Origin of the sequence: Polynucleobacter corsicus (assembly GCF_018688255.1) — a bacterium.
Taxonomy (GTDB): Bacteria; Pseudomonadota; Gammaproteobacteria; order Burkholderiales; family Burkholderiaceae; genus Polynucleobacter; species Polynucleobacter corsicus.
Window position 1 is genome coordinate 1,813,146 of sequence record NZ_CP061314.1, and the last position, 24,121, is coordinate 1,837,266.

22 protein-coding genes are annotated in these 24,121 nt (G+C 46.9%); 16 read left to right on the top strand and 6 right to left on the bottom strand.

The window, feature by feature from the left end; genetic code table 11:
- The first annotated feature begins 14 nt into the window (after positions 1-14).
- Genes C2747_RS09325 through C2747_RS09350 form a run of 6 tightly spaced genes read left to right on the top strand, consistent with a single transcriptional unit; the run spans position 15 to position 6,797 of the window.
- On the top strand, positions 15-854 hold the full coding sequence (locus C2747_RS09325; RefSeq protein ID WP_215331508.1) for a CorC family transporter: 840 nt from the start codon (positions 15-17) through the stop codon (positions 852-854).
- Between the two features lie 8 nt (positions 855-862).
- Positions 863-2,386, top strand: coding sequence for an apolipoprotein N-acyltransferase (gene lnt, locus C2747_RS09330; RefSeq protein WP_251374751.1), 1,524 nt, complete (start codon positions 863-865; stop codon positions 2,384-2,386).
- Positions 2,387-2,446: 60 nt separating this feature from the next.
- Positions 2,447-3,331, top strand: a complete 885-nt coding sequence (glyQ, locus tag C2747_RS09335; protein ID WP_215331510.1) for a glycine--tRNA ligase subunit alpha — start codon at positions 2,447-2,449, stop codon at positions 3,329-3,331.
- A gap of 16 nt (positions 3,332-3,347) precedes the next feature.
- Positions 3,348-5,486, top strand: a complete 2,139-nt coding sequence (gene glyS / locus C2747_RS09340; RefSeq protein WP_215331512.1) for a glycine--tRNA ligase subunit beta — start codon at positions 3,348-3,350, stop codon at positions 5,484-5,486.
- Positions 5,483-6,055: a D-glycero-beta-D-manno-heptose 1,7-bisphosphate 7-phosphatase gene (gmhB, locus tag C2747_RS09345; RefSeq protein WP_215331514.1), complete on the top strand. Its 573-nt coding sequence runs from the start codon at positions 5,483-5,485 to the stop codon at positions 6,053-6,055. The genes glyS and gmhB overlap by 4 nt, the downstream gene beginning before the upstream one ends.
- Before the next feature lie 7 nt (positions 6,056-6,062).
- On the top strand, positions 6,063-6,797 hold the full coding sequence (locus C2747_RS09350) for a lysophospholipid acyltransferase family protein (protein ID WP_215331516.1): 735 nt from the start codon (positions 6,063-6,065) through the stop codon (positions 6,795-6,797).
- Between the two features lie 10 nt (positions 6,798-6,807).
- Here the strand turns inward: C2747_RS09350 and rsmA are convergent, their stop codons facing one another.
- Genes rsmA through C2747_RS09370 form a run of 4 tightly spaced genes read right to left on the bottom strand, consistent with a single transcriptional unit; the run spans position 6,808 to position 12,566 of the window.
- The gene (gene rsmA / locus C2747_RS09355; RefSeq protein ID WP_215331517.1) at positions 6,808-7,587 is read right to left on the bottom strand and encodes a 16S rRNA (adenine(1518)-N(6)/adenine(1519)-N(6))-dimethyltransferase RsmA; all 780 of its coding nucleotides are present in this window, start codon (positions 7,585-7,587) and stop codon (positions 6,808-6,810) included.
- Positions 7,584-8,612 (bottom strand): 4-hydroxythreonine-4-phosphate dehydrogenase PdxA, encoded by a 1,029-nt coding sequence (gene pdxA / locus C2747_RS09360; RefSeq protein WP_215331519.1) that lies wholly within the window; start codon positions 8,610-8,612, stop codon positions 7,584-7,586. The genes rsmA and pdxA overlap by 4 nt, the downstream gene beginning before the upstream one ends.
- Positions 8,587-10,035 carry a peptidylprolyl isomerase gene (locus C2747_RS09365; RefSeq protein ID WP_215331521.1) on the bottom strand — a complete coding sequence of 483 codons (1,449 nt, stop codon included), beginning with the start codon at positions 10,033-10,035 and terminating at the stop codon, positions 8,587-8,589. Before C2747_RS09365 ends, pdxA begins: the two co-directional genes overlap by 26 nt.
- Positions 10,032-12,566 (bottom strand): LPS-assembly protein LptD, encoded by a 2,535-nt coding sequence (locus tag C2747_RS09370; protein ID WP_215331523.1) that lies wholly within the window; start codon positions 12,564-12,566, stop codon positions 10,032-10,034. Before C2747_RS09370 ends, C2747_RS09365 begins: the two co-directional genes overlap by 4 nt.
- 33 nt (positions 12,567-12,599) lie before the next feature.
- On the opposite strand from C2747_RS09370, the gene C2747_RS09375 reads away from it, so the two are divergent.
- The 10 genes from C2747_RS09375 (at position 12,600) to ruvB (ending at position 22,182) form a co-directional block, all read left to right on the top strand.
- Positions 12,600-13,601: an aminoglycoside phosphotransferase family protein gene (locus C2747_RS09375; protein ID WP_215331525.1), complete on the top strand. Its 1,002-nt coding sequence runs from the start codon at positions 12,600-12,602 to the stop codon at positions 13,599-13,601.
- Between the two features lie 12 nt (positions 13,602-13,613).
- A complete protein-coding gene (murU, locus tag C2747_RS09380) occupies positions 13,614-14,330 on the top strand; it encodes an N-acetylmuramate alpha-1-phosphate uridylyltransferase MurU (RefSeq protein ID WP_215331527.1) in 717 nt (238 codons plus the stop codon).
- Positions 14,314-15,693 carry an aminopeptidase P N-terminal domain-containing protein gene (locus tag C2747_RS09385; RefSeq protein WP_215331529.1) on the top strand — a complete coding sequence of 460 codons (1,380 nt, stop codon included), beginning with the start codon at positions 14,314-14,316 and terminating at the stop codon, positions 15,691-15,693. The genes murU and C2747_RS09385 overlap by 17 nt, the downstream gene beginning before the upstream one ends.
- 31 nt (positions 15,694-15,724) lie before the next feature.
- On the top strand, positions 15,725-16,882 hold the full coding sequence (locus C2747_RS09390; RefSeq protein ID WP_215331531.1) for an FAD-dependent monooxygenase: 1,158 nt from the start codon (positions 15,725-15,727) through the stop codon (positions 16,880-16,882).
- A 151-nt stretch (positions 16,883-17,033) separates the two neighbouring features.
- A complete protein-coding gene (gene dusB / locus C2747_RS09395) occupies positions 17,034-18,050 on the top strand; it encodes a tRNA dihydrouridine synthase DusB (RefSeq protein ID WP_215331533.1) in 1,017 nt (338 codons plus the stop codon).
- 25 nt (positions 18,051-18,075) lie between these two features.
- On the top strand, positions 18,076-18,315 hold the full coding sequence (locus tag C2747_RS09400) for a helix-turn-helix domain-containing protein (protein ID WP_215325802.1): 240 nt from the start codon (positions 18,076-18,078) through the stop codon (positions 18,313-18,315).
- 48 nt (positions 18,316-18,363) lie between these two features.
- On the top strand, positions 18,364-19,944 hold the full coding sequence (purH, locus tag C2747_RS09405; protein ID WP_215331535.1) for a bifunctional phosphoribosylaminoimidazolecarboxamide formyltransferase/IMP cyclohydrolase: 1,581 nt from the start codon (positions 18,364-18,366) through the stop codon (positions 19,942-19,944).
- A 6-nt stretch (positions 19,945-19,950) separates the two neighbouring features.
- Positions 19,951-20,472, top strand: a complete 522-nt coding sequence (gene ruvC, locus C2747_RS09410; protein ID WP_215331537.1) for a crossover junction endodeoxyribonuclease RuvC — start codon at positions 19,951-19,953, stop codon at positions 20,470-20,472.
- A 26-nt stretch (positions 20,473-20,498) separates the two neighbouring features.
- A complete protein-coding gene (ruvA, locus tag C2747_RS09415) occupies positions 20,499-21,083 on the top strand; it encodes a Holliday junction branch migration protein RuvA (protein WP_215331539.1) in 585 nt (194 codons plus the stop codon).
- Positions 21,084-21,114: 31 nt separating this feature from the next.
- Positions 21,115-22,182, top strand: a complete 1,068-nt coding sequence (gene ruvB / locus C2747_RS09420; RefSeq protein ID WP_215331541.1) for a Holliday junction branch migration DNA helicase RuvB — start codon at positions 21,115-21,117, stop codon at positions 22,180-22,182.
- Positions 22,183-22,197: 15 nt separating this feature from the next.
- Here ruvB and C2747_RS10580 read toward each other — a convergent pair whose 3' ends face one another.
- Positions 22,198-22,737, bottom strand: coding sequence for an HPP family protein (locus C2747_RS10580; RefSeq protein WP_215331543.1), 540 nt, complete (start codon positions 22,735-22,737; stop codon positions 22,198-22,200).
- A 62-nt stretch (positions 22,738-22,799) separates the two neighbouring features.
- On the bottom strand, positions 22,800-24,035 hold the full coding sequence (gene tyrS, locus C2747_RS09430) for a tyrosine--tRNA ligase (protein WP_215331545.1): 1,236 nt from the start codon (positions 24,033-24,035) through the stop codon (positions 22,800-22,802).
- Positions 24,036-24,121: the final 86 nt, after the last annotated feature.

The following is a 24,121-nucleotide window of genomic DNA, read 5'->3' on the forward strand; positions in this document are numbered from 1 at the left end:
GATATTCTTGCTATATGCCTGACCCCAACAAATCCCTTTTAGAACGCTTGGCTAATTTTTTAACGCCACAGCCAACCAGCCCAGCTGAACGTCGCCAAGAACTGATCGATACTCTCAGGGAAGCCCAGACAGAGGGTTTAATTGATGCAGATGCCCTCTCCATGATTGAGGGTGTATTCCAGGTGGGTCAATTATGTGCTCGCGATATTTTGATTCCCAGGGCACAGATTGACTGGATTGATATTAGCCAGCCTTTGTCGGAAATTATCAAAAGTGTAATTACTGCAGCTCACTCACGCTTCCCCGTATTTGAAGGTACTCGCGACAATGTCATCGGTACCTTGCTAGCAAAAGATTTATTGCGTCACTCCAGTGAAAAAGATTTTCAGGTACGTGATTGGCTCCGTCCCGCCGTATTTATTCCTGAATCTAAGCGCTTGAGCGTCCTACTACGTGACTTCAAAGACAACCGCAATCACCTAGCTATTGTTGTAGATGAATACAGCAGTGTTGCAGGCGTCATTACGATTGAAGACGTGCTTGAGCAAATTGTTGGCGACATTGAAGATGAGCACGATATTGATGAAGAGGCAGACAATCTAATCTCTTTAGACAATGGCGATATTCGCGTAAAAGGCATTACCGAGCTCGAGCAATTTAACGAGACCTTGGGTACGCAATTTGAAGTTGACGGTATTGAAACGGTTGCTGGTTTAGTCATTCAACATCTTGGTCGAGTGCCGAAGATGGGTGAACTGATCAAAATTGACGGGGTTGAATTTGAGGTTCAGCGTGCCGATCCAAGACAGATTCATATTCTGCTCGCACGACAACTCCCCAAAAAGCCTGACTAAGGATTACCTTGATTGATCTGCAATCAGCAAGGCTGCGCAATAGTACCAATGCATTGCTGCTATTTTTTCTTGGAGCCTTACTAGCCGCTGTAGCAGAGCTACCCTATGGCGGCTGGATACAGATTCCCATCTTGAGTTTAATTTGGTGGCGAATGGATCAGCAGTCAAGCCACTCGATTAAAAATCAATTTATTTTTGGAATGTCATTCGGTCTAGGCTACTTTGTTCTCGGCCTATGGTGGATCTACATTAGCCTACATGACATAGGCGGAATGCATGCTGCGCTTTCTGGCTTAGCGGTATTTTTATTGGCCGCTGGAATGGCTTTCTTTTTCTCCAGCGCCTCCCTCTCCCTCGCTCTAGCAAAACGCAAGCACCTGACAGGACTGATACTAGCGGCCTCTTGGGTGATGATTGAATATCTGCGCAGCGTAGTGTTAACTGGCTTTCCTTGGATGGGATTTGCTGAGGCGCAATTCAATGGTCCCTTCGCACCAGTAGCAGCATTCTTCGGCGGTCTAGCATGCACATTTTTAGTGGTGTGGATTTCTTGGGAGATGACGCAGCTAAGAAAAAATATTTTCTTTAGTGCTACCTGCATTATTTCTACTGTGGCACTTGCGCAACTTGCTGGCTTTTGGACTTTCACAAAACCGATTGGCGAGCCACTGAGTATTCGTTTAATTCAGGGTAACTTCGAGCAGAGCCTCAAGTTCAATCCCAAGGCCATTGAAGAGCAGTTTAGTTTTTATACCAATGCCATCGAGGGTCAGTCAGCAGATCTCATCATCACTCCAGAGACTGCTTATCCTTGGCCCCAAAGCAATTTGCCCGCTGGTTTACTGGGATCGCTACAACATTTTTCTAACAACACCTCTAGCAATGTTTTGCTTGGCGTGATTGGAGAGACGGGTAATTCCGCTGGGGTGCAGTACACCAACCGCGCACTCGGACTCTCTCCCAACGCACCAAACTATCAATACGACAAATCTCACTTGGTACCTTTTGGAGAATTTATTCCACCTGGCTTTCATTGGTTTGTAAATGCTTTCAACGTCCCCATGAGCGACTTCGCGCGGGGCAAACAAGATCAAGCTCCTTTCAGCATTATTCGCTCTGGCAAAGATGCAGTTCATGCAGCCATCACGATTTGCTATGAAGATGTCTTTGGAGGGGAATTGGCCTCCCGCATTCATCGCAGCAGTCAACCCGTCAACCTATTGATCAACATGACCAATCTGGCCTGGTTTGGGGAGTCTCAAGCACCAGCACAGCAGTTGAGGTTATCCCAGTTACGCTCCTTGGAAACTGGCCTTCCAGCCCTACGTGCCACCAATACAGGCATCACGGCAGCCCTTGGGCCAGATGGCAAAGTACTGTCACAACTAGATGAATTTACCCAAGGGGTACTTAGCCTTAAGATCCAAGCCTACTCAGGCATCACTCCTTACGTACTTTGGGGAAACGCGCCCATTTTGGGCCTTTCTTGCCTCTTGCTCATCCTGGGTCTAATTCGCCAAAAACGTATCTAATCGTAATTTCCTAGTTCACCAGCTTGGCCATGTAAAATCAAAGGCTTAGCCAGGTACATCATGCTTACTTTTCAGCAAATCATTCTCAAACTCCAAGATTACTGGGACCAACAAGGTTGCGCCCTATTGCAACCTATCGACCTTGAGGTCGGTGCTGGTACATCTCATACAGCTACCTTCTTGAGGGCTATTGGTCCCGAGCCATGGAAAGCTGCTTACGTCCAACCTTCACGTAGACCAAAAGACGGTCGTTATGGAGAAAATCCGAATCGCCTGCAGCACTACTACCAGTACCAGGTAGTACTGAAGCCTGCACCAGAAAATATTCTTGAGCTCTACTTAGGTTCTCTTGCCGCCTTGGGTCTTGATCTTCAAAAGAACGATGTGCGTTTTGTTGAGGATGATTGGGAAAATCCAACTTTAGGTGCCTGGGGCTTAGGCTGGGAAGTCTGGCTCAACGGCATGGAAGTGACGCAGTTCACCTATTTTCAGCAAGTGGGCGGCATTGACTGCAAACCTGTTTTGGGCGAAATCACCTACGGTATTGAGCGTTTGGCAATGTATATCCAAAATTGCTCCAACGTATACGACCTCGTTTGGGCCGATGGCATCTCTTATGGTGATGTGTATCACCAGAATGAAGTGGAGCAGTCTTGCTATAACTTTGAACACTCCAATACCGACCTATTGTTCGCCAACTTCACCAACTACGAAAGTGAAGCCAAGCGTTTGATGGAGGTGCCATTAGCCTTACCCGCTTATGAAATGGTACTTAAGGCTGGACATACCTTTAACTTGCTAGATGCCCGTGGCGCTATTTCGGTTACTGAGCGTGCAGCCTATATCGGACGTATCCGCAATCTCTCTCGCGCAGTAGCGCAGGCTTACCTTGAGTCTCGTGAGAAGTTGGGATTCCCGATTTGCCAACGTCAATCCAAAGCCTAAGTAGCTCAATCTAATTATGAGTACACCGAATACCCTCTCTCAATCAGACAACCTTCTGATTGAGTTGTTTACTGAAGAGCTTCCACCAAAATCATTACGCCGCTTAGGCGATGCTTTTAGTGAAGGTATTTATTCAACCCTTAAGGCTGCAGGCCTCTTGGGCGATAACTCTCTTACTACTGGCTACGCTACACCGCGCCGCCTTGCAGTTCAAATTACCAATGTCTTGAGCCAAGCTCCCGACTATCCAGTACGTGAAAAATTACTCCCGACTAGCATTGCTTTTGATGCTGATGGGAAGCCGACTGCACCACTGCAAAAGAAGTTGGCCTCTTTGGGCTATGCAGATATCGATCTCTCCACTTTAGAAAAAGCGGGCGAAGGTAAGAATGAAGCCTTGTATCTCAATGTCATCGCTAAAGGTGCGGCATTAGAGCAAACCGCTCAACAAGCACTCGAGCAAACACTGGGCAAATTACCCATCGCTAAAATGATGCACTACCAAGTGCTACAGAAAAATGGTGAATTAGCAGATGTTGAGTTTGCACGTCCAGCGCATCGCATCATCGCTCTCCATGGCAAACAAACATTGCATATCAGCGCATTAGGCATTGATGCAGCAAACCAAACAGAAGGCCACCGCTTTTTGGCTCCCGGCGTTATTACGATTGCCTCTGCCGATCAGTATGAGTCTGAACTCACCACTAAAGCAAAAGTGTTGCCAAGCTTTGATAAGCGCCGTGAATTTATCAAAGCTGCATTATTAAAAGCCGCTGGTGCTGATTTGGTGTTGATGCCAGATAGCCTGTTAGACGAGGTGACTGCTTTAGTAGAGTGGCCAGCAATCTATGAGTGCCACTTTGATCAAGAGTTCTTAGAGGTTCCTCAAGAATGCTTGATTTTGACAATGCAGACTAATCAAAAGTACTTTGCTTTGACTGACAAGCAAGGTAAGTTACGCAATCGTTTCTTAATTGTTTCCAATATCGAGACTAATAAACCAGAAGCGATTATTTCCGGTAACGAGCGTGTAGTACGCCCACGTCTATCCGATGCACGTTTCTTCTTTCAGCAAGATCAAAAACGTCCACTGGCGTCTCGCGTAGCCGATCTAGGAAAAGTGGTTTATCACAATCAGCTCGGAAATCAATTGGATCGCACTAAGCGGGTTCAAGGTATTGCTGTTGGCATTGCAAAAACTTTATCGGCTGATGAGACGCTTGCTAGCCGTGCTGCAGAGATTGCTAAAACGGATTTATTAACTGATATGGTGGGTGAGTTCCCAGAGCTTCAAGGCATTATGGGCCGTTACTACGCTAACCATGATGGTGAAAATTCCGAAGTAGCCTCTGCTTGTAGCGAGCATTACATGCCCCGCTTTGCTGGTGATGTATTGCCACAAACACAAACTGGAACCATCTTAGCGATTGCCGATAAGCTAGAAACCTTAGTTGGTATTTGGGGAGTTGGTCTTGCACCAACGGGTGATAAAGACCCCTACGCCCTGCGTCGTCATGCCCTCGGAATCTGCCGGCTCTTGCTAGAAAAGAATCTCAGCCTCAGCCTGCCCGACTTAATTGAGCTGGCACGCAAACAGTTTCCACAGAAAGATGTTCAAGAAAAAGCGAAGGCTGAAGATATTTACGCCTTCATTATTGATCGTCTACGTGCTTACTTGCGCGATCAGGCTGTTGCTGGCAAGCCATTCACTTCCGAAGAGATTGATGCCGTATTAAGTCAATCACCTGCGCAATTGAATGACTTGATAGATCGCCTAACTGCCTTACGTGAATTTAACGCCTTGGCAGAAGCTGCTCAATTAGCTGCTGCCAACAAGCGTATTAGCAACATTCTGAAAAAGAATGCCACGACTATTCCGGGAACTTGCTCAAGTAAGCTCTTACAAGTTCCTGCCGAAATCGCTCTATACGAAGCCCTTGAGAAACTCACCCCAACACTAACTGCCGCTTATGAGCAACGTCGGTTTGTAGACCTATTAAAGGCATTGGTGGCTTTAAGTACCCCAATCGATCAATTCTTTGCCGATGTCATGGTGATGGATCCCAATCCAGAGGTACGCGATAACCGCTTAGCCCTCCTGCAACAACTTCACCAGAAAATGAATCTCATTGCCGACCTCGGCAAATTAGCATGAGCATCAGCTCCTCTAAACTCATCATTCTTGATCGCGATGGTGTGATCAATGAAGATCGCGATGATTATGTGAAGTCGAGCGATGAGTGGATTCCGTTACCGGGTAGTCTTGAAGCTATTGCATTACTGAATCAAGCGGGCTATCAAATCGCTGTGGCAACTAATCAATCTGGTTTAGCGCGAGGCTATTTCAATATCAATGATCTGCATGTAATGCATAGCAAGATGGATAAGTTACTCAAACCCTTGGGCGGTCATATCGATAGTATTTTCTTTTGCCCTCATATTGATGCCAATGCATGCGATTGCCGCAAGCCGCTACCAGGGATGATGAAAGAAATAGCTCTTCGTTATAAGAAAAATCAAAGTGCTACACCTTTATTAGGAGTGCCAATTGTGGGTGATTCCTTGCGTGACTTGCAGGCAGGAGTTGCTTTGGGCGCCAGTCCGCATTTAGTACTCACCGGCAAAGGCAGAAAGACCTTAGAAAAAGGTGGCCTCCCGGAAGATACGCAGATTCATGCGGATTTGATGGCATTTGCTACTGCGATCTTGCAAGATCAGGTTTAATGCCAATATGACTTTTATTCGCTCAAGCTTATTTACCCTCTTTTTACTAATATTCACGCCGATCTGGTCGGTACTTTGTATCCTCGTTTTTCCATTTCTCAATCCCGAGAATCGCTATCGCTTTATCGGCCTTTGGAATAAAGTCGTCATCTGGATCTTGCAGCCGCTCTGTGGTATCCGTTACGAGATTCGTGGCATGGAAAATATGATGGCAGTTTTAGATAAACCTGTTGTCGTACTAAGTAAGCATCAATCTGCATATGAAACTATTTTCTACATTGCTTTACTTCCTAAGCAGGTGTGCTTTGTTTTCAAAAGAGAGTTGCTCTGGATTCCCTTCTTTGGTTGGGCTTTAGCTTTGCTCAAGATGATTCACATCAATCGCAACAGCAAAGAAACTGCTGCCATCTCCGTTGTTGGTCAAGGAAAAAAACGCTTAAGTGAAGGTAAATGGATTTTGTTATTTCCAGAAGGGACTAGAACGCCTACCGGATCTCACAAACCCTACAGCAAGGGTGGCGCAAGACTGGCCAGCGCTACTGAAGCTTTGGTGATTCCGATTGCCCACAATGCTGGCCGTTGCTGGCCTAAGAATAGCTTTCTAAAGCAGCCTGGAACAGTGATCTTCTCAATCGGCCCCGCCATTACCTCTGTTGGAAAAACAGGCGGCCAACTTCATCAAGAAGTAGAGAAGTGGATTGAAGCTGAAATGCGGGTGATTGATCCTGCTGCTTACCAGTAAAACCAGAAGCTTAATGGGCTAAAGCTTTAGCCCATTCAATGTAGCGCTCCACCGGAATATCCTGAGCACGCGCTTTTAATTCAGATTCAGATAGAGACAGTCGATCAGCAAAGGCTGATAAGTTCGTACGCAGCATTTTTCTTCTTTGAGAGAATGCTGCGGCTACTACTTTTTCCAAAGCATGCCACTGCGCATTACTTAAGTCGAAATCTCTGCGCGGAATCATGCGCACTACAGCAGAATTGACCTTAGGCTGCGGATCAAAAGCTTCAGGCGGAACTTCTAAAACCTGCTCCATGTCATAGCGGGCTTGCAACATAACAGAAAGCCTACTGAATTCAGATCCGCCAGCCTTAGAGACCATGCGCTCAACTACTTCAGCTTGCAGCATAAATACCTGCTCATCAATCGCATGGGCAGCAGAAACAAGATGAAAGAGCAATGGAGAGGAGATGTTGTAAGGCAAGTTACCAACCACCTTACACAGACCGCTATTGGCTGGACGTGCATTTGCCCATTCCAAGAAATCAAACTTGAGGGCATCTCCCGCAATCACATTGAGACCCGTAAGATTCTCTTGGTTCCAGTAAGCCACCAAATCTCGGTCAATCTCCAAGAGATCTAGGTGCTCTAGGTTACTCAATAAAGGTCTTGTTAATGCGCCAAGGCCAGGGCCAATCTCAATCACATGCATATTTTCACTGGGATTGATTGCCGCAACTATGGAATAAATGACTCCGGAGTCTTGTAAAAAGTTTTGACCAAATCGTTTACGTGCTTGATGCGTCATGTTGATAGATTCTTTGTATTCTTTACGTTTACCGCTAATTGATAGGCTAGTCGCAAAGACTCCAACATACTGCTAGGATCTGCAAGGCCTCTACCGGCAATATCTAGCGCCGTGCCATGATCTACTGAAGTACGAATAATCGGCAGGCCTAGAGTGACATTCACACCACCACCAAAACTGACAAACTTGAATGGCGCCAGACCTTGATCGTGATACATCGCAATAAACGCATCCACGCTATTTAAAGCCCTAGCATCAAACATCGTATCCCCTGGATAAGGTCCACTCACCTGAATACCTAAATCTTTGGCAGCCTCGATAGCAGGAATGATGACATCAATTTCTTCGCGCCCAAGATAACCTGATTCACCCGCATGCGGATTGAGTCCCGCCACCCGAATAACAGGCTTAGCAATGCCAAATTTTGCCCGCAGATCCTGGTCGACCATCTGAATGGTTTCCAGAATATGCTGTTGGCTCAGCGTACTAGGAACCTCCCTCAAGGGCACATGGGTTGTGACTAGAGCCACCCTAAGGTCGCGGCTTTTCTGCAAGCCTAAGAGGCCAGCCGGCAATGTCGCGCACAACATCATGACAACATGCTCTTGATGGCAAAGCTTTGCTAAGTATTCTGTATGCCCGGTAAATAAATCCTCATTTGAAGTATCGCCTTGGTTGATCACGCTCTTTTGTATTGGCGCAGTTACCATGGCATCAAAACGACTTTCGAGACAACCCCTAACTGCAGCGTCCAGAATATTCAGAACATATTGTGCGTTGGCAGGATTTAATTGGCCCGCAGTTACTGGAGAGGCTAGCGCAATAGACCCCAACTTCAAGCGATGAGAAAGTTCTTTAGGGATCTCAGTAGCTGAAAATAAGCCGGAATCACCAAGCAACGTAATTGTGCTTGCAGGCTGCTCTTGTAAGAAGGCCATTGCAGCTGCAAGAGAAACCTCTGGACCAATCCCCGCAGGCTCTCCAGAGCTAATGATGAGATTAACGGAGGCTGGCTGCTGGATCATCTGCGTTAATAATCTTCACCGTAGCAGTGTCGCGTAATTCACGTAGCCAATCTTGATAGGCCTGGTCAAACTTACGTTCACGAATGGCTGCACGTGCAAATTGACGCTGCTTCTCTAAAGTCAACTGCGCATCACGACGCTCGAGTACCTGAATTAGGTGCCAGCCAAATTCAGTCTTCACTGGATTACTAACCTCACCTATTTGCAAGCGATTCATTGCCTGATCAAATTCTGGAACTAAATCCCCAGGACCCATCCAACCTAAATTACCTCCATTAGCGGCAGATCCATCTTCAGAATATTTTTTAGCTAAATCACCAAAATCAGCAGTTTTTGCACGAACCTGATCACGGTAACCCGAGAGGCGTCTTTCAGCATCTTGGTCTGTCAAACCCGCACGACTACGTAATAAAATATGTCGCGACAAAGTCTGCGTCACCATTATATTTTGTGGGGTAGTAGCACTTTCTTGGGGGGCAGCTTGCTGCGGCTCAGGAGCGCCGGCAACTAGCGCTCGACGATCTAAAACCTTCAGAACGTGATAGCCAGCGGGACTCTTCACTACAGCATTGGCAACTTGTCCACTACCTGTATTTCTGACGGCCTCATAAAATAATTGCGGCAGGCGATCTGGCGTACGGTAACCCAAATCTTGAAACTTAATTTTTGGATTGTCTTTTGCGGCCATTGCACCTAACTGCAAGAAATCGACATCGCCACGCGCTTCACGCAACAGAAGTTCTGCCCTCTTCTTTGCCTCGGCCTGAGCACCAGCCCCAGCATTGACATCCGCAGGAATAAAAATCTGCGCAAGGTCGATCTCTTCTGGCTCACCTTTTACAGCGGGAGTTGAGCGTGCGGGCTTTCCTCCACCAGCCACCTCACGATTGCGATCAGAGATAAAGTTATCTACCTCCGCATCAGAAATCTTGACCTTGCCCTCGACCTCGCGCTCACGGTAACGACTAATAATCACATCATCGCGCAGCATTTGACTGTAGCGCTCATAAGTACTACCAGTAGCGGCAATTTTTACTTTTAACTCAGCCAGTGTTAATTTATTCTTGGCAGCAATATCGCCAATGATCTTATCCAACTCTTTATTACTCACTGCAATACCTTCTTGCTCAGCATTTTGTAATTGAATTTTTTCAAGAATCAGGCGCTCCAGCACAGTCTTGCGCAAGGCAGCGGCATCAGGGAGCTTACCTCCCTGCTTTTGCAGGGCAACGATCCGATCATCAATTTCTTTACGTGTCACGTAGCCAGTATTCACAACTGCAGCAACGCCATCAATATTCCGAATTTTGCTATCAGCTGAAGTCTTTGAGCTATCTTGTGCAAACGTAAGCTGAGACAGAAAAGCGGTGCCAGCCAAAAGTATGGCTGCAAGTGCTTGATTAAATCGATTCCTACGCATCATTGATAGTTCTCATAAATTGAAGGTGGTATAGGCTTGGAAGTAGGCATATATCCAGGAACATTAAGCTTCATGATATCAACTGGATTACTACCAGCGCTACCAAAGCCCCTAAATTCTATTTGGAATAAAACCTGAGTAGTTGTGATTTGTGAGGTGTTGAGCATCTGTGAGTAAGCGCCGCGTAAAGTCCAGCAGTCACGCATCCACTCTAAGGCCACCAGCGTATTGAGCGTTTTAGTGGTTAAAGCGTCATAACCCCAGCGGCCCAAAACAGATACTTCACGCGTAATAGGCCATTGCCCTGAAACATTGTATTGATCAGTAGTGGTTGCTGAAGGGACAAAAGCCTGGTTATTCTGAACGGATGCTTGTGTTGGTGGAGCCCAAACATTTCGATAGCCAAAATTCAAGCTTCTTCCAGGCGTAGGCCGCCAACTACCGCCCACTGTTGTTTGAACTAAGCGATTCAGTTGCGAGTTGTACTGCCCAAATACATCTGTGCTGAAGTTGCCAAGCAGACGAACTGAAGCAGAGCCCAATGTATCCGAATAGGTTGTAGGATTTGCAATAGTGCCATTGAGGCCCACTTTCTGCCCCGTAAAGGCTTGACGTTGTGCGAGGGTTACGTTGGCTCGTTCTGCGCCTGTATTGGCCTCGATCATACGACTGGTAATGCCGCCCGTTAACTTATTGTTATCTGCAATACGGTCGTTACCAATAAAGGTATTTTCACTAAAAATTTGGGTTACGCCAAAACCGCCATCTGCCGTATCAAATAAAGGGGTTTGAGCCTGACTTTGAAACGGGGTGTAAACATAAAAAGCTCTCGGCTCCATTGTGAGCAACATATCGCGCCCAAAAAAACCTTTTAATTCAGCGGCATCTCTTTCAAACGCCAAACCTGAATCCAAACTCAATGTAGGAATAGTGAATCCTTGAGCGGCCGGGGCACCCACAGGGTTGTATGGTGTTACGTTATAGGTGTTTGATTGAAAACTCACTTTCGGAGTGATGTAGTACCCAGGCGTAATCTGGGGAAGCGCCATGGCACCCTTAATCACCGTTCGATCGGCCTGGCTGTAAGCGCCCGGAGCGGTTGCCGCCAAGTTACCGCCAATGTTGTAGGCAAAGCGAGTGAAATCTGTAGAAAAAGTTGTTGCAGGACCCGTAGGTAGAGTGATGTACTTTCCACTGGTATCAGCAACTGCCGGTGTTAAACGATTGTTATAGGCAGCGGTGACATTCGGCAAAATATTGTATGGGGACTGCACAGTCACAGTAGGGTCAGGCTGCAAAGTCTGGAAAGTCATCGCCCTGGCTCCCACAGTCCAGTTACTTAAGCTACCAGTCAAGTTCTTAGTGGTGCCAACCTCTTGTCGAAATTGGCTAGTAACTGCACCGGCCATACTTTGAGAAAAGTCAGTTGGATATAAGTTATCCGAAACCCGCGCCACATTGGCATAACCAGTCCAAGCACCAGCAATGGGGATCCCACCCATGCCCAACAAGTCGCCACTGAAGTTTTGCCTCTGCTGCCAGTCATAACGCCAGCGATCAGTCCCCGTCTTACGATCATAAGGGAGATAGTCCCCTCCCAAACTGCCTGCAGATTGCTTATCAATAAATTGGTACTTAGTCCCTAGCTGCACTCCACGTTGACCCATCACGCGAGGCAGTAAAAGCAAGTCACGATTAGGTGCGATATTGACGTAGTAAGGCTGCGTTACATCAATGCCATTATTGGAGTTGTAGCCAGCTACTGGCGCCAGAATTCCGGAGCGGCGTTGATTAGAGGTTGGTGCAGTGAAGTAAGGTGTGTAAGCAATAGGTACATCAAAGAATCGCATGACGCCGTGCGTTCCAACCATTTCTTTTTGCTCGTTATCAATCTCCAGCGTACTGGCCGTGAAATACCAATCTAAATTTTCTGGAGTACAAGTTGTATAGGTGGCTTTATCAAATACAAATACATCAGCAGTTTCGATCGTCAATTTTTTTGCATTACCGCTCGCACGGTTATCACGCAACTCGTAGTAAGGAGTCTCAATTTCCCCTTCACGAGCATCCACCCTAAAACGTGCTTTAGGTCCCTTGAAGGATGCGTTGCCTTTTGAGAACTCGGTATTGCCAGACAAATTAGCTACATCAGAATCAGGATCATATTTAATTTCATCTGCTTTAATCACTGCGCCATTACGACGAATTTGTGCGCGCCCTTTTAAGCGCATTTCGCGATCAACGATTCCGTCAATCGAATCACTTGAGGTAAAGGTTAAAGCTTGCCCATCATTAATTGGTTTACCAACTCGTAATTGATCATCCAACTTCAAGACAGTGACGTCACCACGATCGGGAATTAAAACGGAGCTAGCAGAGCTACCTAAAGACTGTGCAGAAGGGGGTAAAGGTGCAGGTGCCTGGGCCTGACTCGCGAGGGCAAATTGCGACAATATAACCCCCATCATTAAACGCAGGGTAATAGCTACAAAAAGAGGGGCGCAAAGGCCGGCACGACGGCGATAATGACTCATAGATCCAGACCCGCCTTATTATACGAATCGACCATGACTGACTCTCGCTTAGACACCCTCCGTAACTGGCTAAAAGGCCTTGAACCTAGCTGGCAATTAGATCTACCCACTTTGACCCCTGCTTCGGCAGATGCCAGCTTTAGGCGGTATTTCCGGATTGCGTCCAAAAACCCAGATTTTCCAACTTTAATCGTGATGGACGCCCCACCCCAACACGAGCCCTTGGACGCCTTTATTGAGGTCGATTTATTGCTCGAAAGTGCCGGCTTAAATGTCCCGAAAATCTTAGAAAAAAATGTCACTGAGGGCTTTCTTTTACTCAACGATCTGGGAACCAAAACTTACCTTGCAGAACTCAATTCAGAGAGTGCCGACCCTCTCTATAAAGATGCAACACACGCCTTAGTGCAAATGCAATTAGCAAGTAAACCAGATGTGTTGCCAAACTACGATGAGGCATTACTGAAGCGTGAGCTAGATTTATTTCCTGAGTGGTATTTAGGGAAACATCTGCATATTGAATTAAGCAAACTTCAGAATTTGCAGATCAAGCAAGCATTCGAACTGATCATTCAAAATAATCTGGCGCAGGCAAAAGTCTATGTACATCGCGACTACCATTCACGTAATCTGATGGTGACTGGAAAAAATAATCCTGGCGTGATTGACTTTCAAGATGCAGTCTATGGTCCCATCACTTACGACGCATCTTCCCTCTGGCGTGACGCTTACATTGCATGGCCTGAAGAACGTGTGATTGATTGGGTCATTAAATTTTGGGAAGAAGGTCGTCAAGTAGGCTTACCCATGCCAAACGATTTTGGTCAGCTCTATCGTGACTTTGAGTGGATGGGCTTGCAACGGCACCTGAAGGTCTTGGGTATTTTTGCGAGACTGTTTCATCGTGATGGCAAAGATGGCTATCTCAAAGATATTCCTCTGGTGCTCGAATATGCGATTGCCACTGCCAATCGCTATATCGAATTAAAGCCTTTGGCACGCATCCTAGAATCGACGCGCCCCGCTCAAGATTAAAAGTCATTCATTATGAATAAACCCAATCCCATTCCATGTTTTTTACTGGCAGCAGGTCGAGGTGAGCGCATGCGCCCCCTGACGGATGAACTACCTAAACCACTCCTCACTATCAAAAATAAATCTTTACTAGCCTGGCATTTGGAGGCGCTCAGTGATGCGGGTATCCAGGATGTAGTGATTAATCATGCTTGGCTTGGTCAGAAGATTGAGGAAGCGCTGGGAAATGGCAGTCAATTTGGGCTCAACATTAGCTACTCCCCAGAAACTAGCGCCCTAGAAACTGCTGGCGGTATTCGTAGAGCCTTGCCTTTACTGAACCCGAGCGATTATTTCCTAGTCATTAATGGGGATGTTTTTAGTCCAAATCTGCCAATTGAGAAGCTCTTGGACCTCGCTTCTGAGTTACGAAGCATGCCAAGCAGACCTCTGGCACACCTTTTGATGGTTCCCAACCCAACTCAGCATCCTCTGGGTGACTTTTATATTAAGGGCTCCCAGATGGCCAATGAACCACTAGATGGCGCTGAAAAACTTACCTTTTCGGGCATTGGACTCTATCACCGGGACCTTTTTCAGGACCTGGAATTAAATGTGCCTACTAAGCTAGCTCCGATTTTGAGGGATGCCATGGCTAAAAATAGAGTGTCCGGTGAAAAATATACCGGACCGTGGCACGATGTAGGTACACCCCAACGATTACAAGAACTCAATGCAGCAAATGAATAATTCCGGCATTTACCAACAACGTCGAGTTGAGCTCGCGAAACTGATCTGCGCCAAAACTGGTGGTGGCATTGCCATCATCACTACAGCGCCTGAAACAGCGCGTAATCGAGATAGTGAGTTTCCCTATCGCCACGACAGTGATTTTTTCTACCTGACCGGCTTTGAAGAGCCAGGCGCAAGCCTCGTACTCAAAATTGCTGGATCAAGGTCACAACCCCAATTGGAGTCACATCTTTTTTGCAGACCTAAGGATGCAGAGCGTGAAATTTGGGATGGTATTCGTTTAGGGCCAGATGCTGCACCAGCAGCCTTGGGGGTGGAATATGCCCATAGCAATCATGAGTTAGATAAAAAACTAGGTGAGTTATTAGCCGACCAAGATGCTGTCTATATTCGTCTTTCAGAAAGCGCTGAAATAGATCGTCGCTTACGCCATTGGATGAAACAAGTGCGAGCGCAGGCGCGTGCTGGCGTGAACCCTCCTTCTGAATTTCATGATGTAGAGAGCTTGATTCATGAGATGCGTCTTTTCAAAGATGCCCATGAGATTGACATCATGCGTCGTGCAGCTGCGATTTCTGCACGCGCACACATTCGTGCCATGCAATCTTGTAAACCTGGTGTGCGTGAATATCATCTTGAAGCAGAGCTACTTCACGAGTTCCGCTACAGCGGCGCACAAAGCGTTGCGTACAACAGTATTGTTGCGGGCGGTGCTAACTCCTGCATCCTGCATTACCGCGCTGGTGATACTGAACTACGTAGCGGAGATCTATGCCTCATTGATGCGGGTTGCGAACTTGATAGCTATGCTTCAGATATCACTCGCACCTTCCCAGTGAATGGCAAGTTCACAGGTCCACAACGCGCACTGTATGACATTACGCTTGCATCGCAAGAAGCCGCTATCGCAATGACTAAACCCGGCAATACATTCATACAACCCCATGAGGCAGCGCTGAAAGTGCTCACTCAAGGCTTACTCGATGAGAAGCTGCTGAAGCTGGCGGAATTAGGCTCTTTGGACAATGCACTAGAGACCGGAGCCTATCGTCGCTTTTATATGCACCGTACCTCACATTGGTTGGGCATGGATGTGCATGACGTTGGCTCCTATCGCGAACCACTTGACACAGCAGCAAACTCTTCAGAAAAGCCATGGCGCGTTCTTAAGCCAGGCATGGCACTCACTATCGAGCCAGGTTTATATATTCGTCCTGCTGATGATGTAGATGAACGCTTTTGGAATATCGGCATCCGTATTGAGGATGATGCTGTAGTCAACGATTCTGGATGTGAATTGATTTCTCGTGGCGTGCCAGTTAAAGCCGATGAAATCGAAGCACTCATGAAAAATAATTAAGACCTTACCAATACAAAATAGATTAGCAAGCATGTCAGCAGAGAACTTCGATATTGTGATTCAGGGCGGTGGGCCAGTAGGCTTAGCCTGTACAGCATGGTGCCTGCAAAAATTTCCTGAGGCCAATATCGCGCTACTGGATCGCAATCCTGCAGATGACGCTGATTTAGTCAATGCTGATAGCCGGGGAGTCGCCCTCTCTCACGGTAGCAAGCTATTGTTAGACACTATCAATGCGTGGCCTACTGAGTGCGCTGATATTCATCGAGTACATGTCTCGCAAGCGGGCCGCTTTGGTCGTGCTCTGATGACCCGCGAAGAGCTTGGTCAAAAGGCTTTAGGCCACATCATTCGTTATCGTGATATTCACCTCACGCTGCGCAAAGCCTTAAGAGATATTCAAAAAAATAGTCCCCATTTCATTTGGAAACATATCGAAGCCAGCACCGATATTGAAAACATTCAAGCCAAGTGTGTAGTGCATGCTGAAGGTGGTTTATTTAAAACCCAAGACTGGGTGGAATCTGGCAGAGACTATGAGCAATCTGCCTTAGTCGGCTTAGTCGAGGTTGAGAATAGTTCACCCTTCCAAGCTTGGGAGCGCTTCACCTCTGAAGGACCCCTGGCAGTTTTGCCGAGCCACTATGGCCCCAATATTCTGAATCTGATTTGGTGCGGAACTCCAAGCTCATCACAAGCACGCCTAGCTTTAAGTGACGCTGATTTTCTGAAAGGCTTGCAAGTCGAGTTTGGCTCACGCATTGGACAATTTCTCAAAATCCAAGATCGCCGACTTTACGAACTAGGACTCAATTACCGCAAAGAAATTACTCAAGGTAATGAAGTTTGGATTGGCAATGCCGCCCAGACCTTGCATCCCGTTGCGGGACAGGGTCTCAACCTTGGATTACGGGATGCCTATCTCTTAGCGGAAAAACTCAGCATCCTCTTCTCTAAGTCTGAGGATCAAAAAACGCCTCTGGCCATTGAAACCACCTTGCAGGAATATGCCCAAAGCCGTAAGCTCGATCGTTCTGCCACCATCGGCCTAACTGACTTCATGGCCAGAATCTTCACCTCTAATCTACTGCCTGTTGTGATGGGCCGTGGATTGGCTTTATCGGCCCTCCAATGGCTTCCTCCCATCAAAACAGCCCTAGCCCGGCAGATGATGTTTGGTAGGCGGTAAGAGGCTGAAATAGCCTCCAAAATAGAAGCATTCCCTATTTGGCCTAAGTCATGGAGTGTGCCTATTTTTTAGGCAAATGCAGGCTGATTTGTGCTAAAGTGACACCCTTTCCTGTAGCCCTAAAAGCCCTCTGTAGCCTAGCCCAAAACACATGAAGATTGGCCCACACCTTCTCGCAAATAAATTGTTTGTTGCCCCAATGGCTGGGGTAACGGATCGTCCATTTCGTCAGCTTTGCAAAAAGCTCGGTGCTGGTTATGCCGTATCTGAAATGATTGCCTCGAATGCCTTGCTATGGAAGAGCGAGAAAACCCAACGTCGCGCTAACCACCAAGGTGAATTTAAGCCGATTGCAGTCCAAATTGCTGGGGCTGATCCGCAGATGATGGCTGCTGCAGCAAAGCTTAACGTCGATCATGGCGCCCAAATTATTGATATCAATATGGGTTGCCCAGCCAAAAAGGTATGTAATGTTGCGGCTGGTTCCGCACTACTAAGAGATGAGCCTTTGGTGCAGCAAATTTTAGAAGCTGTAGTTCAGGCTGTAGGGGTGGGGCCTGATGCGGTTCCTGTGACCTTGAAGATTCGAACAGGCTGGGATCGTGAACATAAAAATGCGATTCATATTGCGCGCCTGGCTGAGCAATCAGGCATCTCCATGCTGACCGTTCATGGTCGCACGCGAGCTGATCTGTATCACGGTGAAGCTGAGTATGAAACCATTACCGCAGTGAAGAATAGTGTTGCCATTCCGGTGGTTGCCAATGGCGATATCACCACTCCAGAAAAAGCAGAATTTGTTTTGAAAGAAACCGGTGCTGATGCCATCATGATTGGTCGCGCCGCTCAGGGACGTCCTTGGATTTTTCGTGAGATTAATCACTTTCTGGAAACAGGCGGAAAATTACCAACGCCGCAGATTAATGAGATTCAAGAGATTATGAATGCCCACCTCATTGATCACTATGAGTTCTACGGTGAATATGTTGGTTTGCGCACGGCACGCAAGCACATCGGTTGGTACTGCAAGGGCTTGCGTGACTCCCATGCTTTCCGCCAAAGAATGAACACTGCCGACGATTGCAAAACCCAATTACAAATGGTGAATGATTTTTTCAATGAAATGAAATCCTATTCAGACAGTTTGTTATTTTTAGAAGCAGCCTAAATTTAGTTTTTTATTTAATTTATCCATGACTAATAAGCACCCCATCACCGAATGCATTGAGACCCAACTCCAAGCTTACTTGGACGATCTCAAAGGAACACCTCCATCCGACTTATACCAAATGGTTCTCGCAGTGGTTGAAAAGCCAATGCTGGAATTGGTAATGCAGCATGCGAAGCAGAATCAGTCTTTGGCGGCACAGTATCTTGGCATCAACCGTAATACGCTTCATAAGAAGTTGGTAGAGCACCAGCTCCTGAAATAAATCAAACCCTATTCGCAAATTCTTAATTAATTAAACCTTCTGAAAAATATGATCCGCACAGCCTTACTCTCTGTTTCCGATAAAAATGGCATTGTGCCGTTTGCCAAAACCCTTCATGAGCAAGGCATCAAGCTGATCTCTACTGGTGGCACTGCAAAACTCCTGGCTGAAAATAATCTACCTGTAGTGGAAGTATCTTCTCTTACTAAGTTTCCAGAGATGCTCGATGGTCGCGTAAAGACCTTACACCCCATGGTGCATGGTGGCTTGTTGGCTCGCAGAGACTTTCCTGAGCATATGGCTGCATTGAAAGAGCATGGCATCGATACGATCGATATGCTCGTGATTAATCTTTATCCGTTCAATGAAACAGTTGCTAAAGCAGATTGTTCATTTGAAGATGCGGTTGAGAACATTGATATTGGTGGTCCAGCGATGTTGCGCGCTGCCGCCAAGAATCACCAAGATGTGACTGTATTGATTTCTCCAGACGATTACGCGCCTATTCTCGAAGAGATGAAAGCCAATCAGAATGTAGTTTCTTATAAGACCAATCTCGGTCTAGCCAAAAAAGTATTTGCCCATACCGCCCAATACGATGGTGCGATTGCAAATTATTTATCTGCGTTAGGTGATGACCTCGATCATCAGAAACGTTCTGCCTATCCAGAAACACTGCACCTTGCCTTTGAAAAAGTACAAGAGATGCGTTATGGCGAGAACCCACACCAATCTGCCGCTTTCTATAAAGACATCTATCCAGTTGATGGTGCGCTTGCGAATTACAAACAATTGCAAGGTAAAGAGCTCTCCTACAACAACATTGCTGATGCTGACTCTGCTTGGGAATGTGTCAAGAGCTTTGCTGGTAATGCTGGTGGTGCCGCAGCCTGCGTCATCATCAAGCACGCCAACCCTTGCGGTGTGGCAGTTGCCGCCAACGCCCTTGAGGCCTATCAAAAGGCTTTCAAAACAGATCCGAGCTCAGCCTTTGGTGGAATTATTGCCCTCAACGTGCCATGTGATGGCGCCGCAGCTGAAGCGATTTCTAAGCAATTTGTAGAGGTATTGATTGCCCCAAGTTTTAGCGATGACGCCAAGATCATCTTTGCTGCCAAACAAAATGTTCGCTTATTAGAGATTCCTCTGGGCACTGGATTTAATGCTTTTGACTTCAAACGCGTGGGCGGTGGCTTACTAGTGCAATCCCCCGACGCGAAGAACGTGCTTGAGAACGAAATGCGTGTGGTTAGTAAGCGTCTTCCAACTCCAAGCGAAATGCACGACATGATGTTTGCATGGCGCGTTGCGAAGTTTGTGAAGTCCAATGCGATTGTGTATTGCGCTAACGGTATGACCCTCGGTATCGGCGCTGGCCAAATGAGCCGCGTAGACTCTGCTCGCATGGCAAGCATTAAGGCGGAAAACGCTGGCCTCAGCCTCAAAGGCTCTGCAGTGGCAAGCGACGCCTTCTTCCCATTTCGTGATGGCTTAGATGTCGTTGTGAATGGTGGTGCAAGTTGTGCCATTCAGCCTGGTGGCAGTATGCGTGATGATGAAATCATTGCGGCAGCTAATGAGCATGGAATCGCTATGATCTTCACCGGCACACGCCACTTCCGCCACTAAGCACTTATGCGCTGGATAGGAATCGACCCAGGTCTACGAACAACCGGTTTTGGTGTCATTGATGTGAATGGCCAAAAACTGAGTTACGTAGCCTCTGGGACGATTGAAAGTGGCGATCCAGACCAAGGTCTTCCTGTGAGATTAGGAATCTTGTATGCGGGCATTAAAGAAGTACTGGAGACCTACCACCCAGAACAAGCAGCTATCGAAGAAGTGTTTCTGAACGTCAATCCTCGCTCCACCCTCATGCTGGGTCAAGCGCGAGGTGCAGTAATTGCAGCCTTAGTATCTGACAAACTCCCTGTTGCTGAATACAGCGCACTGAGAGTAAAGCAATCGATTGTGGGAACCGGTAGAGCTACTAAGTCGCAAGTTCAAGAAATGGTCAAACGTTTACTACGCCTGAGCCGCGCCCCTGGAACGGATGCGGCTGACGCCCTAGGTGTGGCGATTTGCGCTGCACATCACGCCCAGATTCCAAAAGCAATTACTACTGCCCTTGCACCCAAAAAGAGTAGCAAGAAATAACAATACAAACAGGTTAAGATCTTTACATGATTGGTCGCATTCAAGGAATTCTCGTTTCAGTTCATCCACCCCGCCTCTTGGTAGATTGCCAAGGTGTTGGCTATGAGATCGATGTGCCCATGAGCACCCTGTATCAGCTGCCAGAGACCAATCAAAAAATTACATTACTCACCCACTTCCAAGTCCGCGAAGATGCGCAGCAGCTCTTTGGCTTTGCCACTGAAACTGAGCGTGAAGCATTTAGACAACTGATTAAGATTAGCGGCGTTGGTTCACGCACGGCACTTGCGGTACTTTCTGGCATGAGCGTCAATGAGTTAGCACAAGCAATTGCGATGCAAGAGGCAGGGCGTCTTACTCAAGTGCCTGGCATTGGCAAAAAGACTGCTGAACGTCTTTGCCTCGAACTGAAGGGCAAGTTAGCTCCAGATTTAGGAATTGTTGGCGGTAAGTCCCAAGCAGTTGAAGCAAGCAGCGAGGTGTTACAGGCCCTCTTGGCGCTGGGTTATTCAGAAAAAGAGGCTCATCTCGCCCTCAAACAAATCCCGCCGGATAGCACCGTATCAGATGGCATCCGCATGGGTCTGAAATACCTCTCGAAGACTTCATAAGCAGTTACCCAAACACCACTACACTTGCAGTATGGCAATCCACACAGAAGACCTCAGCTCAATCCCCGAAGATTTACCGGAAGGCAATGACCGCATTGTTAGTGGCGCAGTAGGCAATTCTGAAGCCGTTTTTGAAAGAGCCTTACGCCCAAAACAGCTTGATGAGTATGTTGGCCAAACCAAGGCTCGTGCCCAATTAGAGATTTTTATTACAGCGACTAAAGCAAGACAAGAAGCTCTAGATCACGTTCTCTTGTTTGGCCCTCCAGGACTTGGTAAAACCACCCTAGCCCACATTATCGCCAGAGAGCTTGGTGTGAACTTACGCCAAACCAGTGGCCCGGTTTTGGATAGACCTGGTGACCTTGCAGCATTGTTGACGAATTTAGAAGCAAACGATGTGCTCTTTATTGATGAGATTCATCGCCTCTCTCCTGTAGTTGAAGAAATTCTATACCCCGCCCTTGAGGACTACAGCTTAGACATCATGATTGGTGAAGGCCCTGCAGCACGTAGCGTCAAGATTGATCTCAAACCATTTACTTTAATTGGTGCCACTACTCGTGCCGGCATGCTCACCAATCCCCTACGTGATCGCTTTGGCATCGTGGCAAGACTCGAGTTCTACACGACCGAAGAGCTCACCAAAATCATTACGCGCTCTGCCAGCCTACTTAAGGCTGATATTGATCCCGAGGGATCAATTGAGATTGCGAAGCGCGCTAGAGGCACTCCACGCATTGCCAATCGCTTATTGCGTCGAGTGCGTGACTATGCCGAAGTCAAGGGCACTGGCACCATCACTAAAGCGATGGCTGATGCCGCATTGAAGATGCTTGATGTCGACCCAAGCGGTTTTGATGTGATGGACCGCAAATTGCTTGAAGCCATCTTGCACAAGTTTGATGGTGGTCCAGTGGGGATTGATAACCTAGCCGCAGCGATTGGTGAAGAGCGTGACACTATTGAGGATGTCTTAGAGCCTTACCTGATTCAGCAAGGCTATCTGCAAAGAACTTCCCGCGGAAGAGTAGCAACCCGTCAAGCCTATGAGCATTTTGGCTTAACACCACCTAATGATAGTGGCCAGATAAGCTAAGGAAAACCACCAATCCTAGTTTGGTCTATTGGGATAGATTTTACCTGTTAAGTTACTGTAGGCCGCTCCAACCAAAACTAGCACTACAGAATCTATCATTATCGGAAAAAATGCATACCGATAATGCATGACATTACCAAGCACCACAATTAAAGCAATTGCAGCGGCTGGAGGGTGCAAGCAGCGCAAAATAAACATTCCAAAAATGGATAGACTGGCTGCAAATGACATTGCCATCAGCGGGTCGTCCACAAAATGAATTACTGAAATACCAATTAAAGCAGATAAGGTATTGCCGGCAATGACTGCCCAAGGTTGGGCCATAGGGCTCTGTGGAAGTACAAAAACAAGTAAAGCACTAGCACCCAAGGAAGCCATAAGCCATTCATTGACACCACTGAGATCTCCAAGAAACTTTGAGATAGTGAGCACAAGTAAAAGACCTATAAATATACCGAACACGGATCGAAAGCGCTCTAACCAAGAGACATACGGCTGATCTCCGCCAAAATAAAAAGTATATTTATTTAAAAGATATCTAAGCGAATGTCTCATCGTGATTCATTTTTTCTGAAACAGCAAAGTAATATTTAGCGGTGTAGTCAATTTCTTTACCGCTATTTAACTAGCGTCACTCTAGCAAATTTACGTTTACCTACTTGCACAACAAAGGTACCGGCCTCGATTTTTAATTGCTTGTCAGCCACTGTTGTGCCATCAATCTTGACGCCGTTTTGCTCAATGTTGCGCATCGCCTCTGATGTTGATGGGGTTAAGCCTGCAGCCTTCAGGAGATTGGCTATCTGCATTGGGGCACCAGAAAGATTTACCTCTGGAATATCCTCAGGTACGCCGCCCTTAGCGCGGTGATTAAAGTCTTCAAGTGCTTTTTCTGCAGCAGCTTGGGAATGGAAACGGGCGACAATTTCCTGTGCGAGTAACACCTTGCAATCTTTAGGATTTCTGCCGGCAGCAACTTCTTGCTTCATTAAATCAATCTCAGCCATCGGGCGGAATGACAATAACGTGAAGTAATCCCACATCAATTCATCGGAGATACTCAAGAGCTTACCAAACATCTCACTAGCAGGCTCGCTGATACCAATGTAATTACCTTTGGACTTACTCATCTTGTCAACGCCATCCAAACCAACCAGTAATGGCATAGTCAAAATACATTGTGGGTCTTGGCCATACTCACGTTGGAGCTCACGCCCAACTAAAAGATTAAATTTCTGATCAGTACCGCCAAGCTCTAAGTCACTCTTCAAAGCAACCGAGTCGTAGCCTTGCATTAAAGGATATAAAAATTCATGCACAGAGATGGGCACGCCACTACGGTAGCGTTTTGTAAAGTCATCACGCTCTAACATTTGCGCAACGGTATATCGTGCTGCCAACTGAATCATGCCGCGTGCACCGAGCGGATCACACCACTCGCTGTTGTAGCGCACTTCAGTTTTAGCAGGGTCTAGCACCATGCTCGCTTGACGGTAGTAAGTCTGCGCATTGACAGCAATTTCTTCTGCAGTCAGTGGTGGGCGTGTTGCATTGCGTCCAGAAGGATCGCCAATCATGCTTGTGAAATCACCAATCAAGAAAATTACGGTATGACCTAAATCTTGGAGCTGACGTAATTTGTTCAAAACAACTGTATGACCCAAATGAATATCAGGTGCTGTAGGATCTAAACCTAACTTAATACGTAAAGGCGTGCCAGTTGCCTGACTCTTGGCTAGCTTTTGAATCCAATCGGCCTCAACCAATAACTCATCACACCCCCTTTTAGTCACTTCAAGGGCTGCAAAAACTTCGGGGGTCAGTGGGTATTTTTGTTCTGGTTTAGCCGTCATGCTGTATTGGTGAACTGATTCGGTTAAATTAGTATTTAGATTGCTAAAGCATAATTGTCGCATTCCTGAGAACAAAGTCCTGATAC